We start from the raw sequence: 24,099 nt of genomic DNA, 5'->3' as shown, positions 1-24,099 counted from the left end.
CCCGCCGTACCGGGCCTGCCCGGCCGCCCGCCCGGTTCCCGTTCCGGGAACGATTCGAGTACGCCGCCCCCGCGCGGTACAAAGAGGCATGGCCGCGCACGAACAGTCCGCCGAGGAACGCCCGTCGGGCCCGGATGCTCCCGACGCCCCCGACACCCCGGGGCGGGACGACGTGGACGCGGTGACGGGCGCGGTGCTCACCGCCTCGCGGCTGCTGGTCGCGGTCTCCGCCCGCTCGCTGGCGGCCGTCGAGGACCGGGTGACGCTGCCCCAGTTCCGGCTGCTCGTCGTGCTCGCCACGCACGGCGAGGCCAAGCTCGTCGCGCTGGCCGAACGGCTCGGCGTGAACCCGTCCACCGCGATGCGCATGGTGGACCGGCTGATAGCCGCCGGTCTGGTGGAACGCCGGATCAATCCGGCCAGCCGCCGCGAGACCGCCCTCCGGTTGAGCCCGGAGGGCGGCCGGCTGGTGGCGGACGTGACCTCCGCCCGCCGCCGGGAGATCGCGGCCGTCGTCGCCCGCCTCGCCCCGGAACAGCGCAGCGCGCTGATCGACGCCCTCACCGCCTTCACCGCGGCGGGCGGCGAACCGGCCGCGTCCGGGGGCGGCGCGGACGCCTACCCGCTGGGCTGGGCCCCCGACCTCCCGGCCTGACCGGGTCCGACCAGGCCGGGTCCGACCAGGCCGGGAACGTCCGGGCCGGGAACGTCCGGGCCGGCTCCGACCGCGCCGGGAGCGACGCGGCCACGGGGAGCGGGCGTCAGGACCCGTCCTTCGAACCGGCCAGTTCCTGTTCCTGGTCCGCCGTCGCGGCGGGCGCCGGAACCGCGGCCTCCGTACCCGGCTTCACCGCCTCGGCGGTCTCGGCGGTCTCGGCGGTGTCGGCGACCGGGGCGGCCGGGGCGACCGGGACGGCCGCGGCGGGTGTCGGTGCCGCGGTGCCGCGGCGCTTCTGGATCATTTCCACGACCGGCTGCGTCCAGCGCGCGGTGAGCGGTCCGACGATGACCAGGATCAGGACGTACGCGGTGGCGATGGGCCCGATGCGGGGCTCGGTCGCCACGGCCAGACCGGCGATGACGATGGAGAACTCGCCGCGGGCGACGAGCGTGCCGCCGGCCCGCCAGCGCCCGCGCGACCCGATCCCGGCCCGCCGGGCCGCGTACCAGCCGGTGCCGATCTTGGTGAAGACGGTGACGACGGCCAGCAGCGCGGCCGGCAGCAGCACCGGCGGGATCTCGGCCGGATTGGTGGAGAGCCCGAAGAACACGAAGAAGACGGCGGCGAACAGGTCCCGCAGCGGGGTCAGCAGCTTGCGCGCGCCCTCGGCGACCTCGCCGGAGAGTGCGATGCCGACGAGGAACGCGCCGACGGCGGCCGAGACCTGGAGCTGCTGGGCGACCCCGGCGACCAGGACGGTCAGTCCGAGGACCACGAGGAGCAGCATCTCCGGATTGTCGGAGGAGACCGCGCGGCTGATCAGCCGGCCGTGCCGCAGCGCCAGATAGAGGACGAGGCCGACGGTGCCGAGCGCCACGAGGAGCGCGAGGCTGCCGCCCGCCAGGCCGACGCCCGCGAGCATCGCGGTGAGGAGCGGCAGATAGACGGCCATCGACAGGTCCTCGATGACCAGCACCCCGAGGATGACGGGCGTCTCCCGGTTGCCGAGCCGGCCCAGGTCCGCGAGGACCTTGGCGATGACGCCGGAGGAGGAGATCCAGGTGACCCCGGCCAGCGCCACCGCGCCCACCGGGCCCCAGCCCAGCAGCAGGGCGGCGACGGCGCCCGGTGTCGCGTTGAGCACGAAGTCGACGGCGCCGGACGGGTACTGGGTCTTGAGACTGGTGACCAGTTCGGAGGCGCTGTATTCGAGTCCGAGGAGCAGGAGCAGCAGGATGACGCCGATCTCGGCGCCCACGGCGGTGAACTCCTCGCTGGCCCCGAGGGGCAGCAGGCCGCCCTCGCCGAAGGCGAGGCCGGCCAGCAGGTAGAGCGGAATGGGGGAGAGCCCTATGCGGCCGGCGAACCGTCCGATGATGCCCAGCCCGAGGATGACGGAGCCGAGCTCCACCAGCAGTGCGGTCGTGTCGTGCACGGTCAGCCCTCCGCAATGATCTCGGCGAGGGTGTCCACACCCTCGCGCGTACCGACGGCGACGAGCGTGTCCCCGATGGCGAGCCGGAAGTCCGGCCCGGGAGACGGATGCGCGCTGTGGGTGCGCAGCACCGCCACGATGGACGCCCCGGTGCGGGTGCGGGCCCGGGTCTCCCCGAGCAGCCGGCCGCCGTACGGGGAGCGCGTCCCGAGCGGGATGTGCTCGGTGACGAGGTCGATGCCCTCGGTCCGTACGGCGTCGATCGGCGCCGAGTCGATGAGATGGGCGAGCCCGGTCGCCTCCTGTGGGGTCAGGGGTACGGAGAGGCGGCACGAATCAGGGTCGTCCTGGTCGTAGAAGCCGATGAACCGCCGCCCGTCGTGGTGGACGACGACGGAGATGTGCTGTCCCGACTCGGTGGTGTAGTCGTACTGGACGCCGACTCCGGGCAGCGTGGTGCGGTGGGTTCCCATGGCTTCCTCCCGAGGGGCGCGGTTCGCCTGACGTTCTTGGCCGTCTCTTTAGATCCGCATTACCTTATCCGGAGGCTTCCGCCGGTCCACCGCGTGGGGAAGGGTGCCCTCAGTTGGCGAAGCCGCCCCGGGGCTCGATGATCTCCAGATTCGTTCCGTCCGGGTCGTTGAAGTACGCGACCTTGGTGCCGAGCGCGGCCTCCGGGGTGACCTCGCCCGCGAGGAAGGTGTAGGCCTCGCCGAGGAAGTCGTATCCGGCCTCCTTCATCCGCCGGTGCACCTCGTCGAAGCTGTCGACCTTGAAGCAGAGGTGCATGGAGCCGGGGCGGTTCGCCTTTCCGCCGGTCGGTTCGCCCACCGGGTCGGTGAACTGGATGAGGTCGATGCCGAGGCCGTCGATGTTGATCGTGGCGTACTGGAGCGTCGCGACCGGCAGACCCTGCGACCGGCCGAACGGCACGCTGTTCATCGTGCCCCGGGCGACGGGCTCCCGGCCGGTGAGCGCGGTGTAGAACGCGATCGACGCGTCCAGGTCCGAGACCGAGATCCCGGCGTGCGCGGCCCGGGTCAGGTTCATGGGGGTGGGGGCGACAGCCATCTGCGATCTCTCCAGGGTCCGGTGAGGAAGGGTCGTCACCATTCTTCTGGAAGATCCCTTGTACGCACTTCGTCGGGAACGGGGTGGGGCTCGGGCCGGTCCCGTGCCGGCCCCGTACACGGCTGTGCCCGGCCGGTACGGGACCGGTCGGGCACGGGAGCCGTGTGGTGCGAACCGGTGTCAGTCGCTGATCTCGATGGCGCCGTTCTGCTCGGAGGTCTGCGGCTGGGCCGGGACCGGCGGCTTCGCGGACGCGCCCTTGAGGTTGCCCAGCAGGGCGCCCAGGTCGACGCCGGTGGTGGAGCTGAGCAGTTCCATGCCCTGGGCGACGTTCTCGGTGACCGTGCGCGACAGCTGGCTGGCACCGTCCGTGGAGATGACCGTCATCTTGTCGATGGCGCTCATCGGCTCGGAGGCCTTGGCGACGACCTGCGGCAGCACCTCGACGAGCATCTGGAGGACGGCCGCGTCCCCGTACTGCTTGAAGGCGTCGGCCTTCTTCTGCATGGCCTCGGCCTCGGCGGCACCCCGCGCGGCGATCGCGGCGGCCTCGGACTCGCCCTCGATGCGCACCGCCTCGGCGAGCGCGGAGCGGTGCAGCTTCTCGCCCTGACCGGTCAGCCGGGCGCGCTCGGCGTCCGCCTCGGCCTCCTTGACCTGCGCGATCCGGCGGGCCTCGGCCTCCTGCTCGGCCTGGTAGCGGGCGGCGTCGGCGGGCTTGCGGACCTTGGTGTCGAGTTCGCGGTCGGTCAGCGCGGCCTGCCGCTCGGCGACCTTCTCCTGCTCGGCCAGGACCTCCTGCTGGCGGGCGGCCTCGGCGAGCGGACCCGCGGCGTTGGCCTTGGCGGCGGCCGCCTCGGTCTCGGCCTTGATCTCCGCCTGCTTGAGGTAGAAGGTCCGCTCGGCCACGGCGATCTCCTCGGCGGCCTTCAGCCGGGCCTGCTCCGAGGCGCGCCGGGCGATCGCCTCGGCGATGTCGGCCTCCTGCTTGGCGCGGGCGGCCTCCGGGCGGCCGAGGTCCTCCAGGTAGGAGCCCTCGGTGGTGATGTCCTGGATCTGGAAGGCGTCCAGGATCAGGCCCTGACCGGACAGGCTGGCCTCGGCCTCCTCGGCGACCTGGGCCGCGAAGGCGGCGCGGTCGCGGATGATGTCCTCGACCGACATCCGGCCGACGATGGCGCGCAGCGCGCCCGAGAGCACTTCCTGGGTGAAGCCGACGATGCCCTGCTGCTGCTGGAGGAAGCGCTGGGCGGCGGCGCGGATGGCGTCCTCGCTGCCGCCGACCTTGACGATGGCGACGCCTTCGAGGTTGGACTTGACCCCGCGCAGGGTGACGGCGCCGCGCACGGCGACCGGGATGTGCCGGCTGGAGAGGTCGAGGGTGAACTTCTGCTGGACGAACGGGACGACGAAGACGCCGCCGCCGACCACGACCTTCTGGCCGCTGTTGTCGATGCTGGCCCGGCCGGTCACCGGATCGATGGACTTCTTGCCGCGGCGGCCGGTGATGATGAACGCCTGGCTGGGACCCGCGACCTTGTAGCGGGTGATGACGGCGAGCGCGATCAGGACGAGGAGTACGACGACTCCGACGACGGCGATCAGAACTGGACTCATGAGGCGGTCCCCCTCTGCCTCCCGACGGGGACGGCAGTCGTGTGGCGTCCGGCGGACCTTCTGGCGTCCGGCGGAACTACTAGCGTTCGACGGGGCGGACGGCGACCGAGGTCGTCGAGAGCGTCGCCTCGACCCAGACCTCGGCACCGCGCGCGACCGGCACCGGGCTCTTCGCCGAGAGCTTCACGGGCTGTCCGCCGAGCCGCAGCAGCACCTCCCCGTACCCGTCGGCCGGAATGGCCGTGACCACGGAGCCCGAGGTGCCGACGAGGTCCGACTCGCGCGGTGTGGCGTCGGTCTGGTCCCTCATCAGGGCCCTGCTGAACTTCCAGGTCAGCCAGGCCGCGACCAGACCGGCGAGGGCGCCGGCGGCGGTCGCGACGACGGTGCCGGCCCCGGTCGTGCCGAGCACGATGGCGCCGCCGAAACCGAGCATCGAGAGGAAGCCGGCGACGACCGGCAGCGAGACGAGCCCGCTGAACAGCCCTTCCAGCAGCCCCCCGAAGAGCCCTTCGAGGATTCCGTCGAAGACCAGGGACAGGGCCAGCAGCACGATTCCCGCGATACCGAGACCGAGGAACACGGTCATCCGATCACCCCTCCCCGGCCCTGCGGCCCCCGCCGTACCTCCGTCGAACTGGCTGGATCGTCCCATACCGGCGTGGCGGGGGACACTGCCGTGTCCCGGCAGTGTTCTAGCTGTTACGGATGCCGGACACTTGCTTCGCCAGGGTGTCGAGCGACTGGAACGTGGCCCCCAGCAGCGCCACGTGCTTCCACCGCAGCACGCCTTCGGGGTCGACCAGGAACACCGAGCGCCGCACCCCGATCCCGGGCGCCGCGACCCCGAAGGCCCGCGCGGTCTCGCGCTCCGGGTCGGCCAGCAGCGGCATCCGCAGCCCGTGCGCGCGGGCGAACCCCTCATGGCTGTCCACACCCTGGGGGCTGATCCCCCAAACCTCCGCGTCCAGCCCCTCGAAGGTCTCCAGACCCGAGGAGTACGCGCAGAGCTGCTTGGTGCACACGGCGGTGTTGTCCCCCGGGTAGAAGGCCAGCACGAGGGCCCGGCCGCGGGCCCGGGAGAGCGTGTAGTCGCGGCGTTCGAAGGAGTCCCCGGCGAGGACGCCTCCCGCCAGGGTGAAGTCGGGGAGCGTGGTGCCGAGTTGCGGTGACGATGCCATGGTGTGCCCTTCGGTGTGCGGCGCTGGTGGACGGAGCGGCCCGTGCTCCGTACAGCATGCGCGCCCCCGGTGCGGCGCCCGCACGCGGAGGGGTCAGCCGGCCGGGGCGGCGTAGTAGCCCAGGAACATGTCCACGCCGTGGGTGATCAGCCGGTCGGTGGCGTCGTCGTCGAGCGTGGTGCCGTACGAGCCGAAGACCAGGTGCGGGAAGACCAGCAGCGCGTACAGCTGGATGATCGCCGTGTCCAGGTCGGGGACGACGAGCCGTCCCCGGTCGGCGAGCGCGCGCAGGGCGTCGGCGACGGCCGGGTGGTGGCCCTCCGGACCGCTGCCCCGCCAGCCGTGCGCCAGCTCCGGGAAGCGGTGCAGTTCGGCGGCGACGAGGGTCCGCAGGGCGATCACGTCGGCGTTGCCCCGGACGGCCGCGACCCAGCCGCGGGCCGCCTCGGTGAGGGCGGCGCGCAGGTCGGAGGCGTCGGGGAGGGCGGCGAGCGCCGCGGCCGACGCGCCGCCGAGCGGTTCGTCGAGCGCGTCCGCGATGACCGCGGTGAACAGGGCTTCCTTGCTGCCGAAGTGGTTGTAGACCGTCACCTTCGAGACGCCCGCGTCGGCCGCGATGGTGTCCATGCCGACCCCGAACCCGTCCCGGAGGAACGCCGCGCGCGCCGCCTTCACGATGGCGGCCCGTTTGGCCTCGGCGCGGGGTCCGGTGGGGCGCGGTCTGTTCTCCATGGGGCGATGCTAACAGCGACCTGAACTGTACGGTTGAGTTCATGTGAACTGGACCGTACAGTTCAGATCATGACGCCTGACGAGACCTCGCCGCGCTCCGGCGCGCCCGCCGCCACCCCTCCGCACGGCCGCACCCACCCCGGCCACCACGGCTCCCACCCGCCGCCGCCCGTCCTCCGCCGGCCCGGGGTGCTGCTGACGCTGCTGTGCGCCGCCCAGTTCATGCTGGTGCTCGACGTCACCGTGGTGAACGTGGCGCTGCCCGACATGGCCGCCGATCTGCGCCTGGACCGCACCGCGATGACCTGGGTGGTCACCGCGTACACGCTCTGCTTCGGCGGACTGATGCTGTTCGGCGGCCGGCTCGCCGACGCGCTGGGAGCCCGGCGCGTCCTCCTCACCGGTCTGGCCGTCTTCACCGCCGCCTCGCTGGCCTGCGGCCTCGCCGACAGCGCCGCCGTCCTGATCGGCGGACGCGTCGCCCAGGGCCTGGGGGCCGCGCTGCTCTCCCCCGCCGCCCTCGCGCTCGTCACCACCTCCTTCCACGGCGCGGCGCGCACCCGCGCGCTCGGCGTCTGGGCCGCGATCGGCGGCACCGGCTCCGCGGTGGGCGTGCTGCTGGGCGGCGCGCTGGCCGGGGGACCGGGCTGGAGCTGGGTCTTCCGCGTCAACGTGCCCGTCGGCCTCGCCCTGCTGGCCGTCCTCCCCGCCCTCCTGCCGCCGCCCGCCCCCGTCCGGCGCCCCGTCCGGCTCGACCTCCCCGGCGCGCTCCTCGTCACGGCGGGCACCGCCGCCCTGATCTACGGACTGGTCGAGGCCGGGGACAGCGGCTGGGGCGAACCGGCCGCCCTTCTGCCGCTGGCCGCCGCCCCCCTGCTCTGGGCGGCGTTCGCGGCGGTCGAGCGCGCGTCCCGCCGACCGCTGATGGACCTGCGGATGTTCACCCGTCGGCCGGTGCTCGCCGGGGCGTTCCTCATGCTGATCTCCACCGGGCTGCTCCTCGCCTTCTTCTTCCTCGGCTCGGTCTACCTCCAGCACGGCCGGGGCTACGGGGCCCTGCGCACCGGGCTCCTCTTCCTGCCCGTGGCGGTGGCCGTCGGGGCGGGCGCCCATCTCGGCGCACGGCTGGTCACCTCGGTGGGCAGCCGGCCCACCGCCGTCGGCGGCATGGTGATCGCCACCGCCGGCTGCGTGCCGCTGACCGGCCTCGACGCGCACAGCGGGGTGTACGGGACGCTGCTGCCCGCGCTCTCCGTGTCCGCGCTCGGCCTCGGCGCGGTCTTCGTCACCGCGACCACCACGGCGCTCGGCATGGTCGCCCACGAGGAGGCCGGGCTCGCCTCCGGCGTGGTGAACACCTTCCACGAGGTCGGTGGCTCCGTCGGTGTCGCCGTGGTCTCCACGGTGGCCGCGGCCGGTATCGGCGGCGCGGCCGGCACCGTGACCGGCTTCGCCGACGCCTTCCTGGTCTGCGCGGTGGCCGCGGGCGGATGCGCCGCCGTCGCCGGCGTGCTGGTGCCCCGGGGCAAACCGGAGACCGGCGGGGCGATGCCGCTGCACTGAAGCACGACCCTCTGGGGATGCGGGCGCGGTGCGGTCGGCCCACGATAAGGACCGGGCGGACAGGGTGTCCCGCGCCCCGCCCGGGAGGTGGACTTGCAGGCCGAAGCGCACGCCGACATGCCGTCGCCGCTGGACGCCGGGGCGCTCGCGGCGCTGCTCGACGGCACCACGGCGGGGGTGGGCGTCCTGGACACCGGGCTGCGGTACCTCTACGTCAACCCGGCCCTCGAACGGCTCAACGGCCTCCCCGCCGCCGCCCACCTCGGCCGCACCGTCGCCGATGTGCTGCCCGGGGTCGACGCCCGGGAGGACATGATGCGCGCGGTACTGGCCGACGGACGGGCCCGCGAGATCACCTCCAGCGGCTGGACCCCCGCCGCCTCCGGCACCGCCCGGCGCTACTGGCACGGCGCCTACCACCGGCTGGAGGTGGCCGGCCGGGTCGTCGGCCTCGCCGGAATCGTCCTGGAGGTCATGGCCTCCGACGAGGAACAGCGCCGGCTGGCCCAGGCCCGCCGCCATCTGACCCTGCTGGACCTCGCCGGCACCCGGATCGGCACCACCCTCGACATGGACACCACCTGCGCCGAACTGGTCGACCTGGTCGTCCCGGAGCTGGCCGACCTCGCGACCGTCGAGGTCTTCCCCCGGGACGTCGCCCCGCCGGTGCGCCCCGCACCCCCGGGCCTGGTCCGGCTGCGGCGGGCCGCCGCCACGGCGGTGCCGGAGCTGCGCGGGGCGCTGGCGCGGTTCGGCGCGACCGGCGACTACGTCGACTACCAGGAGGACGCCGCCGTACCGCGCTGTCTGGCGGACAACCGGCCCGTCGTCGAGAACCTCACGACCGACGTCCAGCTCGGCCGCTCCGCACCCTCCCCGGACCGGGTCGCCGCCTACCGCTCCCTCGGCATGCACTCGGCGGTGATCGTGCCGGTCTCCGTGCGCGGCGAGCCGATCGGCGTACTGGGCCTGGTCAGGGCCGGGGACTCGCCCGTCTTCACGGAGGACGACGTGCTGATCGCCCGCGAGCTGGCCGGGCGGGCCGCCGTCGGGCTCGACCACGCGCGCCGCTTCACCCACGAGCACACCATCGCCCTGGAGCTCCAGCGCTCCCTGCTCTCCGAACCGCGCCCGCCGCACCCGCACATCGAGATCGCCACCCGCTATCTCCCGGCCGACCGCAGCGTCCTCGTCGGCGGCGACTGGTTCGACGTCATCCCGCTGCCCGACGGGCGCCATCTGAAGGCCATGGGCGATGTGATGGGCCACGGCGTCGAGGCGGCCGTCGCCATGAGCCACTACCGCTCGCTGCTGCGGCTGCTGGCCGACGAGCAACTGCCGCCGCACCGCATCCTGGAACAGCTGGACCGGATGGTGGAGCGCTCCGGGCTCGACCGGGCGGCGACCTGTCTGCTCGCCCTCGTCGACCGGGCCGGGCAGATCTGCCAGGTGTCGAGCGCCGGCCATCTGCCCCCGGTGTTCATCGACCCCGGCCCCGGCGGTACGCGGATCGGGGACGTCCCGGCCGGGCCGCCGCTGGGCACCGGCTTCGGCGGCTACCGTACGACCTCGATCGCCTGCGGCCCCGGAACGGTGCTGTTCATGTACACCGACGGCCTGGTCGAGCGGCGCGGCGAGGACATCGACGTCTCCGTCCGCCGACTCGCCGACCTGACACTGCCGCCCAGCGGCGCGCTGGAGGAGCTGCTGGACACGGTCCTCGACCGCTTCGGCCCCGGCGCCGAGGACGACATCGCGGTCCTGGCCTCGCGCGCCCGCCCCGGCCCGCCCGCCTGACCGGCAACGGGACGCGGCGCCCCGCCCTCACCCCAGCAGGAACGCGCCCGCCGTCGCCGCCCCCAGCGCCGCACCGGCCGTCACCTGCGCGGTCGTGTGGTAACCGAGTGCCACCCGCGACCAGCACACGGCCACCGTCATGACGTAGCCCGCCAGCCACCACGGCGAGTGCACCGCGCTCAGCAGCGCCACCGAGGCCGAGGCGACGGAGGCGTCCACGGAGATCTTCCAGACCGTGTTCACCGCCAGGAGCACCACGGTCATCGCCCACAGGGCGAGCATCGCGGTCAGGATGCCCGAGGGCGCGCCGCCCGCCACCATGACGGCCGAGCCGGCGCCGATGGAGCCGAGGATGACGAAGAAGATCGGGGCCCGTTTCGTCCGGTCGACGACATGGCGGTCGCCCCAGGTGCCGCGCCCGCGCTCCCATTCGATGTACCCGGCCGGGACGATTCCGGCGCACAGCGCGCCGAGCAGCCCCCAGAGGATCCCGGTCCAGTCGCCCGCGGCGGCCAGCCCGATGGCGAGCATCCCGCCCAGCAGGACGTTGCGGGGCTGGAAGACATCGGTCACGGTGCGGGCGACGGGGTGCTCGGCCGCGGGGCCGGCGGTGCTGTCGGTGGTCGTGGTCATGCCGGGTGCTCCTCGACGGCCGCGGGGGACTCCAGGATCCGCCGGGCGTCCTGCCCGGTGGCAGTACGGAAGGCGGCGGCGACCCGGACGAGCCGGGCGATCTCGCCGTCCTGGTCGGTGGCGTGCTGGGCGGCGACGGCGGCGGCCGGGCCGGCGGTCGCGCCCGCGCCCCGGGCCACCAGCGCGGCCCGGATCCAGAGCGCGTCGGCCACCGGACCGGGCCCGCCCGCGGCGGCCTCGGCGGCCGGCAGGAGCGCGTCCGGCACGTAGTGGCGCAGCTTCTCCACCGCGTCGGCGATGTCCGCCGCCCAGCGGTCGATGCGCAGATCGGCCGGGGTCCCGAACCGGGTCAGCTCGCGCGGCAGCGACCGCGGGGGCTCGAAGGGCTGCTCGGGGAAGGCCGTCATCAGCTCGTACCAGAGGGGGTGCAGCCGGGCCTGGGCGCGCCAGAGCTTCGCGCGGCGTGCGACGTTGTGGCAGGCGGGCACGGAGGCGCCGACCGCGAAGAAGGCGAACAGGACGAGCTGGGCGGCCTCGGTGATCTCGTCGAAGCGCAGCGCGAACGCCTCGCCCGGCCGGTCCACGACGCTGATCCACAGGAACAGCGTGCGGCTGACGGTGTAGCCGACGCCGATGAACATCGCGAACGTCATCATCCCGAGCCCCACCCGCAGATGGAGCCGCCGGGCGCTGCCGGTGGCCAGGGCCCACTGGTAGGCGCAGACGGCGGACGCGGCCCCGAGGTAGAGGTAGAAGACCGTCATGTAGAGCGTCGCGCCCCACTGTCCGGCGTGGTCGGCGACGAAGCGGTCCGAGGGGGTGGAGCGGTCGACGACGGTGAAGAAGAGGACGGTCAGCAGGACGAGCGTGGCGACCGAGGCCTTCGCCGCGACCTGCTGGATCAGCCGGGCGAACCGCACATGGCGGGGGACGTCCCCGGCGTCCGCGTAACTCCCGTAGATCGCCACGATGTAGCTGAGGATGGCGAGGATCGCGACGGTCGCGGTGTAGTGCTTGATGAGGACGGACAGATCGGTGACCGGGCTGTCGTTGAGCCCGATGCGCACGATGCGGGTCTTGGTCCAGAGCGCGGCCGCGAATCCGGCGTAGCAGCCCCAGAGCGCCCGGCGCCGCCGGTCCTCCTCGTCGCCCCACAGGGCGGCCGGCATGCGCCACAGGGCGACGGCGGTCATCAGGCCGGCTATGAGGTAGCCGGCGGCGTCGAGCGGGGTCACGGCAGGGGTCCTTGGGGTGGGGGGACGGGGAGGGGCCGGCGGGTCAGGACCGGCGGAAGAACCCCCGGCGGCGGTGGGCGACCGGCCGTGCGAGCGAGTTGGCGAGCCGTCCCACCATGTCGTCGCTCGTCACGTCCCGGGCCATCCGGGGGATGAGCGAGGCCCCGAGTTCGGCCATGCGCTCGTCGTGGGTGTCGTACTGTGCGCGGGCCTGCACCGCGTCCGGGGCGAGCACCGCCTCCGGCCCGACGACCCGGGCGATCAGCGAGGTGTCGAAGACGGGCAGCAGCCGCCGCAGTTGCTCGGCGTCCAGCGAGGCGCCGTGGTCGAACCACTCGTGGCACAGCTCGTGCAGGATGACGTGCTGGGTCTGGTACGCGGTGGGGCGGCGGCGGAAGAGGACGAAGCTGGTCCCGCCGGCCTTCAGCCGCAGCCCGCACGCGGTGTTGACGCGGGCGAGCCGGTCGGGCATCTCCTGGAGCACGATGGTGCGGCCGGTGGCCTCCGCCATGTTCGCCACCAGCCCCTCGACGGTGAAGGGGAAGGGAAGCGGCAGACCGGCCAGCCCCGCCTCGCACTCCTTCCTCAGTTCACGCATGCACGAACCCTAATCCTCGGGGCCGTCCGGGGTCTCCCGGTCCTTCGCGTCCTGGAGGAGGTCCAGGGCGAACTGGAGCAGTTCGGGCGGAAGTCCGTCCTCGTCGAGGCCCCGGCCGGCGATTCCGCTGATCTCCCCGGTCCGCCGTTTGGCGAGGAACTGGAGTCCGGCGACGACGTCGTCGACGACCTCGGACTCCTCCTTGAAGAAGCGCCAGTCCACCCCGAAGCCGAGCCCGAGCGCCTTGAGGATGTCCTCGGACGGCTGGGTCACCTTGCCGGCGAGGATGTTGGAGAAGTAGCTGTGGGAGAGGGAGCCGCCGCGCTCCCTGACCAGGTCGGCGAAGACCCGGCCCGAGATCTTCCGGCCGGGAAAGGTCTTCTCGACCATGTACTCGACCTTCTGCCGCAACGTCCGCAGCTCCGGCGCGCGTTCCCCGCCGCTGTCCATCCGGCCCCCCACGTTCCCGTCCACCGCGCGGGCGCCTGTCCGGCCGTCCGCGCTGCTCGTTTCGGTCAACGGGCTCGTACTGTAACCAACCCGCGGGCCCGGTCGGCCGCCCGGGAACCCTGGCGGGACACCGTAGTGGGACGAAGTGGAGCATGTCGCTCCGGTGCTCGGAGCGGGCTTGCGCAAACACTCTACGTCACTGTTAACTCGAAAAAACATGGGCAGGGGACCACGAGGGGAGTCCCTTGCCCATGAAGACGTATGCGCGGGTGACCCGGGAAGACGGACGCGCGAGCGCCGCGAAGACGTGCGCGCGGGCCCGTCCGGGGGAAGAGGGCCCGCGCACACAGGGGTGTAGCCCTTCACGACGGGGGATGCGTGAAGGGCTACCTCTGCATTATGGCCCCTGGTCAGGCAGTCATCAACTGACCCGCCGGTCAGTGCCCTTGGCGGGTGTCCCGGCTCGGCGCCGCCGGCCGCGCCCGCCGGACCGCCGCACCGCCGGGAAATGCCCTTCGGTGTCCCCGCCGAATTCTCCGCGGGGTGCGGACGGAAATGATGGTCCGACCGGTCCGTCGCAATTACATGCCGCGCTTGTTCGGATTCATCGTGCTACCGTGGATCTCAGTTGCAGTTGTGGTTCCCGATGACGTCGGTGCTTCTCCCGGAGAAATGGCCCGGTGAGTGCGCTTCTGTATTTCCGGTGCATTGTCCGGACGGGGTAATCATCGCGACGACGTGGGACCTGCACGGTGCGGGTTCCCGGGCTCTGCCCCAGAAGGAGAAGAAACATGGCCAGCGGTACGGTCAAGTGGTTCAACGCGGAAAAGGGCTTCGGCTTCATCGAGCAGGACGGCGGCGGCGCCGACGTCTTCGCCCACTACTCGAACATCAACGCCACCGGCTACCGGGAACTGCAGGAGGGCCAGAAGGTCTCCTTCGACGTCACGCAGGGCCAGAAGGGCCCGCAGGCGGAGAACATCGTCCCCGCGTGAATCCGATGGCACCGGCGCTCCGGCGCCGTGTGGACATTCACGGCCGGGCCCCGCACCACAGGTGCGGGGCCCGGCCCGTTCGCGTATACCGAAGGGCCGTTCCAGTGATTTCCGTTCCGCCATGCACGTCGAATTCCCCGATACGCGTCCGGTCGAGGAAGGACACTCCATGAACCGCGACCGTCCGGGCCGCCAGGACCGTTCCGGCCGTTCCGGCCGTTCCGACGACGGGGATTCCCGTGCGCGGGGCGGCGGCCCCCGGCGGACCCGTTCCGGTGGATTCCGCGCCCAGGGCCAGGACAAGCCCGGCGCCCGGCGGCGATTCGGCGCCCCGGTGCAGCGCGCCACCGGGAGCGCCCGCCGCACCGCCACCCGCAAGGGCGAGTTCACCCTGCCGGAGACCGTCACCCCGGCGCGGCCCGCCGTGGACTCCTTCGCCGCCCTGCCGCTGCTGCCCGCCCCGCTGCTGGCCGCGCTCGACGCCGAGGGCGTCACCGTTCCCTTCCCCATCCAGGGCGCCACGCTGCCCGACGCGCTCGCCGGTCGCGATGTCCTCGGCCGCGCCCGCACCGGCTCGGGCAAGACCCTGGCCTTCGGCCTGGCGCTGCTCGCCCGCACCGAGGGCCGCCGCGCCGCCGCCCGCCGCCCGCTCGCCCTGGTCCTCGTCCCCACCCGCGAACTGGCCCAGCAGGTCACCGCCGCACTCGCCCCGTACGCCCGCGCGCTGAAGCTGCGCACGGCCACCGTCGTCGGCGGGATGTCCCTCGGCAAGCAGAGCGCGGCGCTGCGCGGCGGCACCGAGGTCGTCGTGGCCACGCCCGGCCGCCTCAAGGACCTGATCGAACGCGGCGACTGCGCCCTGGAGCGGGTCATGGTCACGGTCCTGGACGAGGCCGACCAGATGGCCGACCTCGGCTTCATGCCGCAGGTCACCGCGCTGCTCGACCAGGTCCACCCGGAGGGCCAGCGGATGCTGTTCTCCGCCACGCTGGACCACAACGTCGGCTCCCTGGTCGGCCGTTACCTCCACGACCCCGTGGTGCACTCCGTCGACCCGGCCGCCGGCGCGGTGGCGACGATGGAGCACCACGTCCTCCACGTCCGGCCCGGCGACAAGGACGCCACCACGACGGAGATCGCCACGCGCGAGGGCCGGGTGATCATGTTCCTGGACACCAAGCAGGCCGTGGACGAGCTGGCGAAGCACCTGCTCTCGCAGGGCATCGAGGCCGGGGCGCTGCACGGCGGGAAGTCCCAGCCGCAGCGCAACCGCACCCTGGAGCGGTTCCGCACCGGCCAGGTCCCGGTGCTCGTCGCCACCGACGTCGCCGCCCGGGGCATCCACATCGACGACCTCGACCTCGTCGTCAACGTCGATCCGCCCACCGACGCCAAGGAGTACCTGCACCGCGGCGGACGCACCGCGCGGGCCGGCGCGTCCGGCAGTGTCGTCACCCTGGTGATGCCCTCCCAGCGCCGCGAGGTGGCCCGGCTGATGGCCGAGGCCGGCATCACCCCGCACATCGCGGAGGTGCGCCCCGGCGCGGCCGAGCTGAGCAGGATCACCGGGTCGCGCCCGGCCCGAGGGAAGGCCGGCGACGGGAAGGCCAGCGGGAAGGCCGCCGACGGGGAGGCCGCCGACGGGGAGGCCGGCGGGAAGGTCAGGCCCACATCGCGTCGGCCAGAGTGACCCCGGCGAAGGCCGCGCCGAGGCCCGCGACCACGCTCGCCGCCGCGTTGACGGCGGCGTAGAACCGGGCCCCGTCCTCGGCCAGCCGCAGCGTCTCGTAGCTGAACGTCGAATACGTGGTCAGCGCCCCGCACAGCCCCGTGCCCACCAGCAGCTGGACGTGCGTGGAGGCGGCCCCGGCCGCCACCGCGCCGGTCAGCAGCCCCAGCACCAGGCTGCCGCACACATTGACCGTGAACGTCCCCCACGGGAAGACCGTGTCGTGCCGGGCCTGCACGGCACGGTCCGTCAGATAGCGCAGGGGGGCGCCGACGGCCGCGCCGGCTATGACGAGCAGCCAGTTCACCGCTGCTCCCCCGTGCCCCGCTCCGGGTCCGGCGCGGGCTGCGGCCGGACGATCTCGCAGGCGTCCAGGGTGACCGGCCCGCCGTTCGTCAGCTCGGCGATGCGCGGCAGGAAGGCCCGGATCCGTTCCTCCGTGTCCACGACGACCACCGCCACCGGCAGGTCCTCGCTCAGCGAGAGCAGCCGCTGCGTGTGGATCATCGAGGAGGCGCCGAACCCCTCGATGCCCCGGAAGACGCTCGCGCCCGCCAGCCCCGCCGCGTGCGCCCGGTGCACGATCTCCGTGAAGACCGGGCGGTGGTGCCAGGTGTCCGTCTCGGCGACCAGGACGGTCAGCCGCAGACCCGGATGTGACGCCGATGCCGTCATGCCTGCCTCCAAGCCAGTGCGCGGCGGGTCAGCCACACCGCGCTCCACACCGCCGCGAGGGCCGTGCACAGGGTCAGGGCCAGATAGGCCAGCCCGGTCCGGGCCCGGCCGCCGTCGACCAGCCGCTCGATGTCCACGGCGTACGTCGAGAACGTGGTGAACCCGCCCAGCACCCCCGTACCGAAGAACGGCCGCACCAGCCGGTGGACCGGCCACGCCTCGTTGATGACGACCATGAACACCCCGATGACCGCGCAGCCGGTCGCGTTGACCACGAGGGTCGTCCACGGGAAGCCGCCGGCCGGGGTGGGCCAGAGCAGCGAGGCGCCGTACCGGGCACAGGCGCCCACGGCACCGCCCAGCGCGACGACCGCGACGACCGCGGTCTGCGGGTTGCGGACCTTCTCGGACACACGTCTCCTACCTGCCGGGGCGACCGCCGGACGCGGGCGCGCGCACGTACGCAAGTAGGGACCGTTGGCGGTACGACGACCGCGGTTCGGGTACGGCGGGCCCCACCGCCGCGCGGCGACCGACACCGGTCCCCGCTCCCTCCAGATTATCGCCCGCGTCCGGCCGGGGCGTACCGGGCGGATCAGAGGCCCTAGGGTGACCCGCGTGTATGCCGGCGGGGAATTGCGGACGACAGTAGAAGACAGGGTGCGGGTGCCACTGCCCCGCCGTGCGGACGGAGGGGAGACGGCGGCCGGGGCGGTCGCGCCGCCGTGGTGGCGGCGGCAGCGGGTCCCGCTGACCGCCGTGGCCGTGGTGGTCCCGCTGTACGCCGTATGGGGGCTGTTCCTGGCCACCGGCGGCGGCGACCTCGCCGCGCAGCTGGCCTGGACGGGGTTCACCGCACGGCATCCGGGCGCCGCCTACAACCTGTCCTGGTACGGCGGGACCCACACCGCCAACTACAGCGTCTTCTCCTCCTACGTGATGGCGTTCGTCGGCGTGCGCACCGTCTCCGTGGCCGCCGGGCTCGCGGGGACCTGGCTGCTGGCCGTCCTCTTCGAGCGCCGGGGCATGGCGCACCCCCTGCTGCCCGCGCTGTTCGGCGCGTTCGCGCTGTGGTGCAACGTCGCCTCCGGGCGTACGACGTTCGCCCTGGGCGTCGCCATCGGGCTCGTCGCCTGTCTGTACGCGGAGCGGGCGGTCGTCGCCGTGGCGGCCGGGGCGCTGTCGACGATGGCCAGCCCGGTGTCGGGCCTGTTCCTCGTGGTGACGGGGGCCGCGTATCTGCTGGACCGGCAGTGGCGCAAGGGCGTGTACCTCGTGGTGCCGTTCTTCGTGGTGGTCGGGTCCACGTCGCTGCTCTTCCCGTTCCACGGCGAGCAGCCGATGCCCGGGAACCGGGTGTGGATGCCGCTCGCGGTGTGCGCGGTGCTGGTGGTCGCGGCCCCGGCGGGGCGCGCCTGGCTGCTGCTGCGGTACGGCGCCGTCGTGTACGCCGTGGGGGTGGTGCTCACCTATTTCGTCGCCTCACCTATCGGGACGAATGTGGAACGGCTGCTCGGCCTGGTCGCGCCGCCCCTGCTGCTGGCGGCGGCGAGCGCGCTGCGCCGGGAGGGGTCCCGGCGGCGGGCTGCGGTGATGGCGCTGGCCCTGGTGGTGTCCTGTGGCTGGCTCCTCAACAAGACCGTGAGCGATCTCAGGGTGTCCAGCAAGGAGCCGGTCTGGGCGGCGCACACCGAGGGCGTGGTCGCCGAACTGCGCCGCCTGGGCGCCGACCGCGGCCGCGTCGAGGTCGTCCCGGCCCGCAACCACCGCGAGGCGACGGTGCTCTCCCCGTACGTGAACATGGCGCGCGGCTGGAACCGGCAGCTCGACGTCGAACGGGGCCGGCTCTTCTACGACGGGACCTTCTCGCCGAAGGAGTACCGGGCCTGGCTGGACCGCTGGGCGGTGGGCTTCGTGGTGCTCCACCACGGCAAGCCGGACGGCCCCGCGCGGGCCGAGGCGGAGCTGGTCGCGGCCGGACAGCCCTGGCTGACCCCGGTGTGGCGGGACGCCGGCTGGACCGTCTACCGGGTGCACGACGCGACGCCCCTGGTCCAGGCCCCCGCCCAGGTGGTGCGCGGCGACGACGCGGAGCTGGTGGTGCGGATGCCCGAGGCCGGTTCGGTGACGATCAGGGTGGCCCATTCGCCGTGGCTCCGGGCGCGCGGCACGGACGGCGGGCGGGCCTGTCTGCGGCCCGACGGCGAGTGGACCCGGCTGACGGTGCCGAAGGGCGGGACGTACCGGCTGGACTCGGCGTACCGGCTGCCCCGCGACGGGGGCTGCTGAGGTCGCTGAGGCCGCTGGGCCGGGCGGGGCCGTGCGATCGGGGGCTGGTGGGGCCGGGTCTGCGGGGGCTGCTGAGGCCGCTGGGCCCGGTCTGCGGGGCGCGTGGGGGTCGCGGGAACGTGGGGCGCGCCGGGCCGTCCCCCGGGGCGTCCACCCCGGGCCGTGTCTCCCGGGGCGCGTCCCCGACCAGCGGTTTCACTCGATCGGCCACGGTTTCTGCGCACCGGGCGGTGAGGCCGCAGGGTGGAGGTCATGTGGCCCCATCAACGCATATGGCTGGGCGCCGCGGTCCTCCCGCTCGCCTTTCTGATGCTGCGGGACGCCCCGGTGCGCTTCATCTCGTCCGCCCCCGCCGCCCCGGTGCACGAACGGGCCCCGGGGGTTCCGCAGCCGACGATCGTCACCCGCGCGGACTGGCACGCGGACGAGGGCATGGTGCGTGAGCACGCGGTGTACACGGGGGCGGTGCGCGCGGTCTTCATCCATCACACGGGGGAGTCCAACGCCTACGACTGCGCGGACGTGCCGCAGATGCTGCGGGCGGTCGAGGAGGCCCACATCAAGGGCAACGGCTGGGACGACATCGGCTACAACTTCCTCGTCGACCGGTGCGGAACGATCTACGAGGGCCGGGCCGGCGGCATCACGCGCCCGGTCCGGGGGGCGCACACCACCGGCTTCAACGCGGACAGCGTGGGCATAGCGGTGCTGGGCAACTACGGGCGCGGGACGAAGGTGCCCCGGGCCCTCGTGCGGGCACTGGCGGAGGTCGCGGCCTGGAAACTGCGGCCCGGTTCCGATCCGCGCGGCACGGTCCGGCTCGTCTCGACGAACGACGCGAGCCGCTACCGCAAGGGCGAGGCGGCCGTTCTCCACGTCATCTCCGGCCACCGCGACGCCTATCAGACCAACTGCCCCGGCGAGGCGCTGTACGCGGCGCTGCCCGAGATCCGGGACGAGGCGGCGGCCCTCCGGCAGGCCCGCACCGGTACGGCGGACGCGGAGTCCCCGCGTGGGCCGGAGCGGGACGGGAGGTCTCCGGACGGGCCTGAGCCGGGCGGGGGATCCGGCCGGAGCGGGGTGCCCGGCGGAGGCGGGGACGGGGCGCCGTCACTCCTTCGGGTTTCGCACTAGTACGTATTCTTGTTTTGTCTAGTGTGAATGACCTAGCATGGCGGTATGCCCGCGACGCAGCCTCTTCCCGTGACCCTGACCGGCCGCCATGTCCGCATCGAGCCGCTGTCCCTCCACCATCTCGACGACCTCTTCGCCGCCGGAGGCGACGACGACGAGGTCTGGCGCTGGCTGGGCCGCCCGACCCCCCGCACCCCCGAGGATCTGGCCGCGGTGATGGCGGACCTGCTGGAGGACGCCGGGCGAGGTGCGTACGTCCCGCTCGCCGTCATCCACCGGGAGAGCGGCCGGGCGATCGGCTGGACCACCTTCATGGACATCCATCTGCCCGACGAGCGCCTGGAGATCGGATTCACCTGGTACGGCCGCGCCCACTGGCGCTCCGCCGTCAACACCGAGACCAAGATCCTGCTGCTCACCCACGCCTTCGAGGAACTGGGCATGGGACGCGTCCAGTTGAAGACCGACCATCTCAACGTCCGCTCCCAGGAGGCGATAGCCCGCCTCGGCGCCCGCCGCGAGGGAGTCCTGCGCCGCCACCGCCGCCGCCCGGACGGCACCTGGCGCGACACGGTCTACTTCTCGCTGCTCGCCGAGGAGTGGCCGGAGGCCAGGGCGCGCCTGTCGGCCCGTATATGAGGGGCGCGGAGGGTTTCCGCCGCCCCTGAGGGGCGCGAGGGGCGTGCGCGGTTCTATTGAGGGGGGCGTCCGCCGCTCCTCAGGTGGTGGTGGTGGCGGGGCCGTACGGGGAACGCCCCCGGGCCCGTGTCCACAGGTCGGGCCGTACGGGGGGACGCCCCCGGGCCCGTGTCCACCGGTCGGTGGACACCGGGTTCCACCGGCCGGGGCTGCCGGCCGGAGCACGCCCCGGACCAGCATGAACGCATGACAATTCGCCCCGTACGCATGGCACGTTGGAGCGCCAGGCACCCCTGGCGCGCGATCACCGGCTGGTTCCTCTTCGTCCTGCTCTGCCTCGGCGCGGGCATCGCCGCCGGGAGCAACTCCGCCACCACGGAGGACTTCTGGGTCGGCGAGGCCGGGCACGCCGAGTCGATGGCCACCGAGGCCGGTCTCCAGCGCCGCCCCACCGAGCACGTCCTGATCCGGTCCCGGTCCGGACCGCTGGACACCGCGCGGGCCGGCGAGGCGGCCCGCGACCTCACCGCCCGCATGACCGCGCTGCCCGAGGTCGCCGAGGTGGCGCCGCCGGTCCGCGCGAAGGACGGCAGCGCCCTGCGGGTCACGGTCGTCCTGAACGGCCCCGAGCTGGAAGGGAAGGAGAACGTCGTACCGCTCCTGGAGCGGACCGCGCGGGTGGCGGAGGCCCACCCGGACCTGATCGTCGAAGAGACCGGATCGCCCGCCATCAGCAAGGGCGTCAACGACCAGCGCGACGACGACCTCGCACTGTCGGAGCGGCTGTCGCTGCCGGTGACCCTCGTGATCCTGCTGGCCGTCTTCGGATCGGCCGTCATGGCCGGGGTGCCGCTGTTGCTGGCGCTCTCGTCCATCGCCGCCGCCATGGGCCTGTCCATGCTGGCCTCGCACGTGCTGCCCGACCCCGGCGTCGGCACCAACATGATCCTGCTCATGGGCCTCGCCGTCGGCGTCGACTACACCCTCTTCTACCTGAAGCGGGAGCGCGAGGAGCGGGAGCGGGCGGGCGGCCGGCTGGGGCCCGAGGCCCTGGTGGAGCTGGCCTCGGCCACGGCGGGCCGGGCGGTGCTGGTCTCCGGTCTCGCGGTGATCGTCTGCACCTCCACCCTCTACCTGGCCACCGACGTCATTTTCTCCTCCCTGGCCACCGGTACCGTCCTCGTCGTCGCGGCGGCCGTGCTCAGCTCGCTGACCGTGCTGCCCGCGCTGCTCGTGAAGCTCGGCCACCGCGCCGAACGGCGGGCCGCGCGGAAGGCCGCCCGCCGGACGCGGCGCGGGACACCGGCCCGGGTCCGCGGGGAGCGGTCCGGGAACGGCCGCCTCTTCGAGGCGCTGCTTCGCCCGGCCCGGCGGCGGCCCGCGCTCACCCTCTGCGTCTCCGTCCTGGTCATGCTCGCCGTCGCCGCCCCCGCGCTGGGCATGAAGCTGATCGACCCGGGCAAGGACACCTTCTCCCGCTCCATCCCGGCGATGCGGGTGTACGACCGGCTGACCGCCGCCTTCCCCGAACTCCTCGTCACGCACGAGGTCGTCACCCGCAACGCTCCCGGCCGGGCCCCCGAGGTCAGGAAGGCCCTGGACGAACTCGGCCGGCGGGCCCAGGCCGATCCGCTCTTCGCCCGAGGCACCGCGCCCGTGGTGCGGACCTCGGCCGACGGCCGGACCAGCGTGCTCGCCCTGTCCGTACCGCATCCGGCACCCTCCGACGAGGCCATCGCCTCGCTCGGCCGGCTCCGGGACCGCTACATCCCCGCGACGGTGGGCACGTTGACGGGAACGGACACGGCAGTCAGCGGGGACGTGGCCCGGGGACAGGACTACGTGCACCACGAGCGCGGTCAACTCCCGCTGGTGCTCGGGCTCCTGCTGCTCCTGACCTTCGCCACGACGGCGGTGGCGTTCCGCTCCACGGTCATCGGGCTGCTCGGCGTCGGACTGAACCTGCTCTCCGCCGCCGCCGCGCTCGGCGCGCTCGTCCTGGTTTTCCAGGGCACCTGGGCCGAGGGCCTGCTGGGCTTCGACTCGCTCGGGGCCATCGCCTCCCGGGTGCCGCTCTTCCTCTTCGTGCTGCTCTTCGGGCTCTCGATGGACTACCAGGTCTTCGTCGTCAGCCGGATCAAGGAGGCCCTGGACCACGGGGCGACGGCGCGCGAGGCGGTGCTCGACGGCATCGCCCGCTCGGCCAAGGTGGTGACGAGCGCGGCGCTGGTCATGGTCACGATCTTCGCGGCCTTCGTCTTCCTGCACCTCACCGAGATGAAGCAGATGGGCTTCTGCCTGGCCGTCGCGGTCCTCCTGGACGCCGTCGTCATCCGGCTGATGATCCTGCCGTCCGCCCTGCTCCTGCTCGGCGAACGGGCCTGGCGCCCCCTGCGCCCCGGCCGGCGGGCCCCGGCCCCGGCCCCGGACCCGGTGACCGCTGCCGTGCCGGCCGCGCCGCCCGTAGTCTGACGGCCATGCTTCAGCGGCCCCGGAAGGGCGATCCGGTCTGGATATGGGTGCTCCACGGATGGGAGGCCCTGTCCTGGGCCCTCACCGCCCTCGTCGTCCTGATCACCTCGCTGGGCGGCACCCCGGGGGACCGCAAGCTCGGCATCCTCGCGCTGACGGCCGCGCTCGCCCTCTGCTACGCGGCGGTGCGGCTGCGCCCCGGCAACCGGGTGCTGAGGCCGTACGGGTATCTGGGCGTCCTCGTCGCGGTGCTGGGCGGACTGGCGTATCTGGGCGACGGGTACGGCGTCTTCTACACGGTGATGCTCGCCCAGTTCCTCGTCTTTTCGGACAGCCCCCGGGGCGTCGTCGTCCTCACCGGCCTCGGGGCCGTCGCCATCACGGTCGGGGGGAGCCTGCGGGAGGGCGGCGGGGCGGAGGTGTTCCTCACGAACACCGTCTCCTCCGCCGCCGTCTGGGCCGTCGCGGTCGTCATGGCGCTGCTGACACCCAGGGCCCTGGCCCAGCGCGACGAACGGGCGGTGCTACGAGCCCAGTTGACCAGCACCCGGCTCGAACTGGCCGAGATGTACCAGCGCCAGGGCGCGGCCGAGGAACGCGAACGCATGGCCCGGGAGATCCACGACACCCTCGCCCAGGGCTTCGCCTCCATCATCGTGCTCGCCGAGGCGGCCGCCGCCCAGCTCGACGTGGACACCGCGCGCAGCGCCCAGCAGCTCCGCTCCATCGAGCGGACGGCCCGCGAGAACCTGGCCGAGGCCCGGATCCTGGTCGGCTCCGCCCCCGCGGGCGGGGCGGTCCCAGGCTCCCTCGCGACGACGCTCCGCCGCACCCTGGACCGTTTCGCGGAGGACACCGGGCTCGCCGTCACCGCCGAACTCGACGACGTCGGCTGCGACCGCCCGGCCCGGATCGCCCTGCTGCGCTGCACCCAGGAGTCCCTGGCCAACGTCCGCAAGCACGCGGGCGCCACCACGGTGGGGGTCGTCCTGGCCCGGGGGCCCGGCACCGTCGAGCTGGAGATCACCGACGACGGACGCGGGTTCGCCGTCAAGGAGGCCCGGGGTTTCGGCCTCGACGGGATGAGGCGCAGGCTCGCGGAGTTCGGCGGCGGTCTCACCGTCACCAGTTCGCTCGGCGACGGCACCCGCGTCCTCGCCACTCTTCCGCTCCCTCTCGACGGACAGGTGTGA

Annotated in this window: 23 protein-coding genes and 1 pseudogene; 10 read left to right on the top strand and 14 right to left on the bottom strand. The window is 73.4% G+C overall.

Going from position 1 to position 24,099, the window contains the following annotated elements:
- The first annotated feature begins 88 nt into the window (after positions 1 to 88).
- Positions 89 to 655, top strand: a complete 567-nt coding sequence (locus ACFVDM_RS00765; protein ID WP_383631013.1) for a MarR family winged helix-turn-helix transcriptional regulator — start codon at positions 89 to 91, stop codon at positions 653 to 655.
- Between the two features lie 106 nt (positions 656 to 761).
- Here ACFVDM_RS00765 and ACFVDM_RS00760 read toward each other — a convergent pair whose 3' ends face one another.
- The 7 genes from ACFVDM_RS00760 to ACFVDM_RS00730 form a co-directional block, all read right to left on the bottom strand.
- Entirely contained in the window at positions 762 to 2,096 is a 1,335-nt protein-coding gene (locus ACFVDM_RS00760) for a cation:proton antiporter (protein ID WP_383631010.1), read from the bottom strand.
- Positions 2,097 to 2,098: 2 nt separating this feature from the next.
- Complete coding sequence (locus tag ACFVDM_RS00755) at positions 2,099 to 2,569, bottom strand: cation:proton antiporter regulatory subunit (RefSeq protein WP_383631007.1); 471 nt, start codon at positions 2,567 to 2,569, stop codon at positions 2,099 to 2,101.
- A gap of 109 nt (positions 2,570 to 2,678) precedes the next feature.
- Positions 2,679 to 3,167, bottom strand: a complete 489-nt coding sequence (locus tag ACFVDM_RS00750; protein WP_383631004.1) for a VOC family protein — start codon at positions 3,165 to 3,167, stop codon at positions 2,679 to 2,681.
- A gap of 180 nt (positions 3,168 to 3,347) precedes the next feature.
- Positions 3,348 to 4,784 (bottom strand): flotillin family protein, encoded by a 1,437-nt coding sequence (locus ACFVDM_RS00745; protein ID WP_383631001.1) that lies wholly within the window; start codon positions 4,782 to 4,784, stop codon positions 3,348 to 3,350.
- Between the two features lie 79 nt (positions 4,785 to 4,863).
- A complete protein-coding gene (locus ACFVDM_RS00740; protein ID WP_383630998.1) occupies positions 4,864 to 5,373 on the bottom strand; it encodes a hypothetical protein in 510 nt (169 codons plus the stop codon).
- A 106-nt stretch (positions 5,374 to 5,479) separates the two neighbouring features.
- Positions 5,480 to 5,965, bottom strand: a complete 486-nt coding sequence (locus ACFVDM_RS00735; protein ID WP_383630994.1) for a peroxiredoxin — start codon at positions 5,963 to 5,965, stop codon at positions 5,480 to 5,482.
- Positions 5,966 to 6,058: 93 nt separating this feature from the next.
- Entirely contained in the window at positions 6,059 to 6,697 is a 639-nt protein-coding gene (locus tag ACFVDM_RS00730) for a TetR/AcrR family transcriptional regulator (protein ID WP_383630991.1), read from the bottom strand.
- 69 nt (positions 6,698 to 6,766) lie between these two features.
- On the opposite strand from ACFVDM_RS00730, the gene ACFVDM_RS00725 reads away from it, so the two are divergent.
- Positions 6,767 to 8,260, top strand: a complete 1,494-nt coding sequence (locus ACFVDM_RS00725) for an MFS transporter (RefSeq protein WP_383630988.1) — start codon at positions 6,767 to 6,769, stop codon at positions 8,258 to 8,260.
- Positions 8,261 to 8,377: 117 nt separating this feature from the next.
- Positions 8,378 to 10,057 (top strand): SpoIIE family protein phosphatase, encoded by a 1,680-nt coding sequence (locus tag ACFVDM_RS00720; RefSeq protein WP_383632099.1) that lies wholly within the window; start codon positions 8,378 to 8,380, stop codon positions 10,055 to 10,057.
- A 27-nt stretch (positions 10,058 to 10,084) separates the two neighbouring features.
- On the opposite strand, the gene ACFVDM_RS00715 is transcribed toward ACFVDM_RS00720, so the two are convergent.
- Genes ACFVDM_RS00715 through ACFVDM_RS00700 form a run of 4 tightly spaced genes read right to left on the bottom strand, consistent with a single transcriptional unit; the run spans position 10,085 to position 12,973 of the window.
- Positions 10,085 to 10,690 (bottom strand): hypothetical protein, encoded by a 606-nt coding sequence (locus tag ACFVDM_RS00715; protein ID WP_383630985.1) that lies wholly within the window; start codon positions 10,688 to 10,690, stop codon positions 10,085 to 10,087.
- A complete protein-coding gene (locus ACFVDM_RS00710; protein WP_383630982.1) occupies positions 10,687 to 11,925 on the bottom strand; it encodes an MAB_1171c family putative transporter in 1,239 nt (412 codons plus the stop codon). Before ACFVDM_RS00710 ends, ACFVDM_RS00715 begins: the two co-directional genes overlap by 4 nt.
- Positions 11,926 to 11,968: 43 nt before the next feature.
- The gene (locus tag ACFVDM_RS00705; protein ID WP_383630977.1) at positions 11,969 to 12,523 is read right to left on the bottom strand and encodes a toxin; all 555 of its coding nucleotides are present in this window, start codon (positions 12,521 to 12,523) and stop codon (positions 11,969 to 11,971) included.
- Positions 12,524 to 12,532: 9 nt separating this feature from the next.
- Positions 12,533 to 12,973, bottom strand: coding sequence for a hypothetical protein (locus tag ACFVDM_RS00700; RefSeq protein WP_383632096.1), 441 nt, complete (start codon positions 12,971 to 12,973; stop codon positions 12,533 to 12,535).
- Positions 12,974 to 13,764: 791 nt separating this feature from the next.
- Here ACFVDM_RS00700 and ACFVDM_RS00695 point away from each other — a divergent pair.
- Both ACFVDM_RS00695 and ACFVDM_RS00690 read left to right on the top strand, forming a co-directional pair.
- The gene (locus tag ACFVDM_RS00695; RefSeq protein ID WP_383630974.1) at positions 13,765 to 13,968 is read left to right on the top strand and encodes a cold-shock protein; all 204 of its coding nucleotides are present in this window, start codon (positions 13,765 to 13,767) and stop codon (positions 13,966 to 13,968) included.
- A 169-nt stretch (positions 13,969 to 14,137) separates the two neighbouring features.
- Positions 14,138 to 15,704 (top strand): annotated as a pseudogene (locus ACFVDM_RS00690) (DEAD/DEAH box helicase); the annotation flags it as partial.
- On the opposite strand, the gene crcB (ACFVDM_RS00685) reads toward ACFVDM_RS00690, so the two are convergent.
- The 3 genes from crcB (ACFVDM_RS00685) to crcB (ACFVDM_RS00675) are packed head-to-tail and all read right to left on the bottom strand — an operon-like array spanning position 15,630 to position 16,785.
- Positions 15,630 to 16,004 (bottom strand): fluoride efflux transporter CrcB, encoded by a 375-nt coding sequence (gene crcB, locus ACFVDM_RS00685; RefSeq protein WP_383630970.1) that lies wholly within the window; start codon positions 16,002 to 16,004, stop codon positions 15,630 to 15,632. The pseudogene ACFVDM_RS00690 and the gene crcB (ACFVDM_RS00685) overlap by 75 nt on opposite strands.
- Positions 16,001 to 16,372, bottom strand: coding sequence for a DUF190 domain-containing protein (locus ACFVDM_RS00680; RefSeq protein ID WP_383630967.1), 372 nt, complete (start codon positions 16,370 to 16,372; stop codon positions 16,001 to 16,003). Before ACFVDM_RS00680 ends, crcB (ACFVDM_RS00685) begins: the two co-directional genes overlap by 4 nt.
- Positions 16,369 to 16,785, bottom strand: a complete 417-nt coding sequence (gene crcB, locus ACFVDM_RS00675) for a fluoride efflux transporter CrcB (RefSeq protein WP_383630964.1) — start codon at positions 16,783 to 16,785, stop codon at positions 16,369 to 16,371. Before crcB (ACFVDM_RS00675) ends, ACFVDM_RS00680 begins: the two co-directional genes overlap by 4 nt.
- Positions 16,786 to 17,038: 253 nt before the next feature.
- Here crcB (ACFVDM_RS00675) and ACFVDM_RS00670 point away from each other — a divergent pair, with 253 nt between their 5' ends.
- From ACFVDM_RS00670 to ACFVDM_RS00650, 5 genes are all read left to right on the top strand, one after another.
- The gene (locus ACFVDM_RS00670; RefSeq protein ID WP_383630961.1) at positions 17,039 to 18,661 is read left to right on the top strand and encodes a hypothetical protein; all 1,623 of its coding nucleotides are present in this window, start codon (positions 17,039 to 17,041) and stop codon (positions 18,659 to 18,661) included.
- Between the two features lie 252 nt (positions 18,662 to 18,913).
- Positions 18,914 to 19,795: a peptidoglycan recognition protein gene (locus ACFVDM_RS00665; RefSeq protein ID WP_383630958.1), complete on the top strand. Its 882-nt coding sequence runs from the start codon at positions 18,914 to 18,916 to the stop codon at positions 19,793 to 19,795.
- A 45-nt stretch (positions 19,796 to 19,840) separates the two neighbouring features.
- Positions 19,841 to 20,434 (top strand): GNAT family N-acetyltransferase, encoded by a 594-nt coding sequence (locus ACFVDM_RS00660; protein ID WP_383630955.1) that lies wholly within the window; start codon positions 19,841 to 19,843, stop codon positions 20,432 to 20,434.
- Positions 20,435 to 20,701: 267 nt separating this feature from the next.
- Positions 20,702 to 22,906 carry an MMPL family transporter gene (locus ACFVDM_RS00655; RefSeq protein ID WP_383630952.1) on the top strand — a complete coding sequence of 735 codons (2,205 nt, stop codon included), beginning with the start codon at positions 20,702 to 20,704 and terminating at the stop codon, positions 22,904 to 22,906.
- Between the two features lie 5 nt (positions 22,907 to 22,911).
- The gene (locus ACFVDM_RS00650; protein ID WP_383630949.1) at positions 22,912 to 24,099 is read left to right on the top strand and encodes a sensor histidine kinase; all 1,188 of its coding nucleotides are present in this window, start codon (positions 22,912 to 22,914) and stop codon (positions 24,097 to 24,099) included.

Source organism: Streptomyces sp. NPDC057682 (assembly GCF_042799575.1).
Taxonomy (GTDB): Bacteria; Actinomycetota; Actinomycetes; order Streptomycetales; family Streptomycetaceae; genus Streptomyces.
The sequence above is the reverse complement of the archived record's forward strand: the minus strand, read 5'-3'. Positions and strand labels throughout refer to the sequence as shown.

Bases quoted from the DNA above. Each gene is read 5' to 3' on its own strand.
- ACFVDM_RS00765 (WP_383631013.1), top strand. From the start codon at position 89: ATGGCCGCGCACGAACAGTCCGCCGAGGAACGCCCGTCGGGCCCGGAT.
- ACFVDM_RS00755 (WP_383631007.1), bottom strand. From the start codon at position 2,569: ATGGGAACCCACCGCACCACGCTGCCCGGAGTCGGCGTCCAGTACGAC.
- ACFVDM_RS00750 (WP_383631004.1), bottom strand. From the start codon at position 3,167: ATGGCTGTCGCCCCCACCCCCATGAACCTGACCCGGGCCGCGCACGCC.
- ACFVDM_RS00745 (WP_383631001.1), bottom strand. From the start codon at position 4,784: ATGAGTCCAGTTCTGATCGCCGTCGTCGGAGTCGTCGTACTCCTCGTC.
- ACFVDM_RS00740 (WP_383630998.1), bottom strand. From the start codon at position 5,373: ATGACCGTGTTCCTCGGTCTCGGTATCGCGGGAATCGTGCTGCTGGCC.
- ACFVDM_RS00735 (WP_383630994.1), bottom strand. From the start codon at position 5,965: ATGGCATCGTCACCGCAACTCGGCACCACGCTCCCCGACTTCACCCTG.
- ACFVDM_RS00730 (WP_383630991.1), bottom strand. From the start codon at position 6,697: ATGGAGAACAGACCGCGCCCCACCGGACCCCGCGCCGAGGCCAAACGG.
- ACFVDM_RS00725 (WP_383630988.1), top strand. From the start codon at position 6,767: ATGACGCCTGACGAGACCTCGCCGCGCTCCGGCGCGCCCGCCGCCACC.
- ACFVDM_RS00720 (WP_383632099.1), top strand. From the start codon at position 8,378: ATGCCGTCGCCGCTGGACGCCGGGGCGCTCGCGGCGCTGCTCGACGGC.
- ACFVDM_RS00715 (WP_383630985.1), bottom strand. From the start codon at position 10,690: ATGACCACGACCACCGACAGCACCGCCGGCCCCGCGGCCGAGCACCCC.
- ACFVDM_RS00705 (WP_383630977.1), bottom strand. From the start codon at position 12,523: ATGCGTGAACTGAGGAAGGAGTGCGAGGCGGGGCTGGCCGGTCTGCCG.
- ACFVDM_RS00700 (WP_383632096.1), bottom strand. From the start codon at position 12,973: ATGGACAGCGGCGGGGAACGCGCGCCGGAGCTGCGGACGTTGCGGCAG.
- ACFVDM_RS00695 (WP_383630974.1), top strand. From the start codon at position 13,765: ATGGCCAGCGGTACGGTCAAGTGGTTCAACGCGGAAAAGGGCTTCGGC.
- ACFVDM_RS00680 (WP_383630967.1), bottom strand. From the start codon at position 16,372: ATGACGGCATCGGCGTCACATCCGGGTCTGCGGCTGACCGTCCTGGTC.
- ACFVDM_RS00665 (WP_383630958.1), top strand. From the start codon at position 18,914: ATGTGGCCCCATCAACGCATATGGCTGGGCGCCGCGGTCCTCCCGCTC.
- ACFVDM_RS00660 (WP_383630955.1), top strand. From the start codon at position 19,841: ATGCCCGCGACGCAGCCTCTTCCCGTGACCCTGACCGGCCGCCATGTC.
- ACFVDM_RS00655 (WP_383630952.1), top strand. From the start codon at position 20,702: ATGGCACGTTGGAGCGCCAGGCACCCCTGGCGCGCGATCACCGGCTGG.
- ACFVDM_RS00650 (WP_383630949.1), top strand. From the start codon at position 22,912: ATGCTTCAGCGGCCCCGGAAGGGCGATCCGGTCTGGATATGGGTGCTC.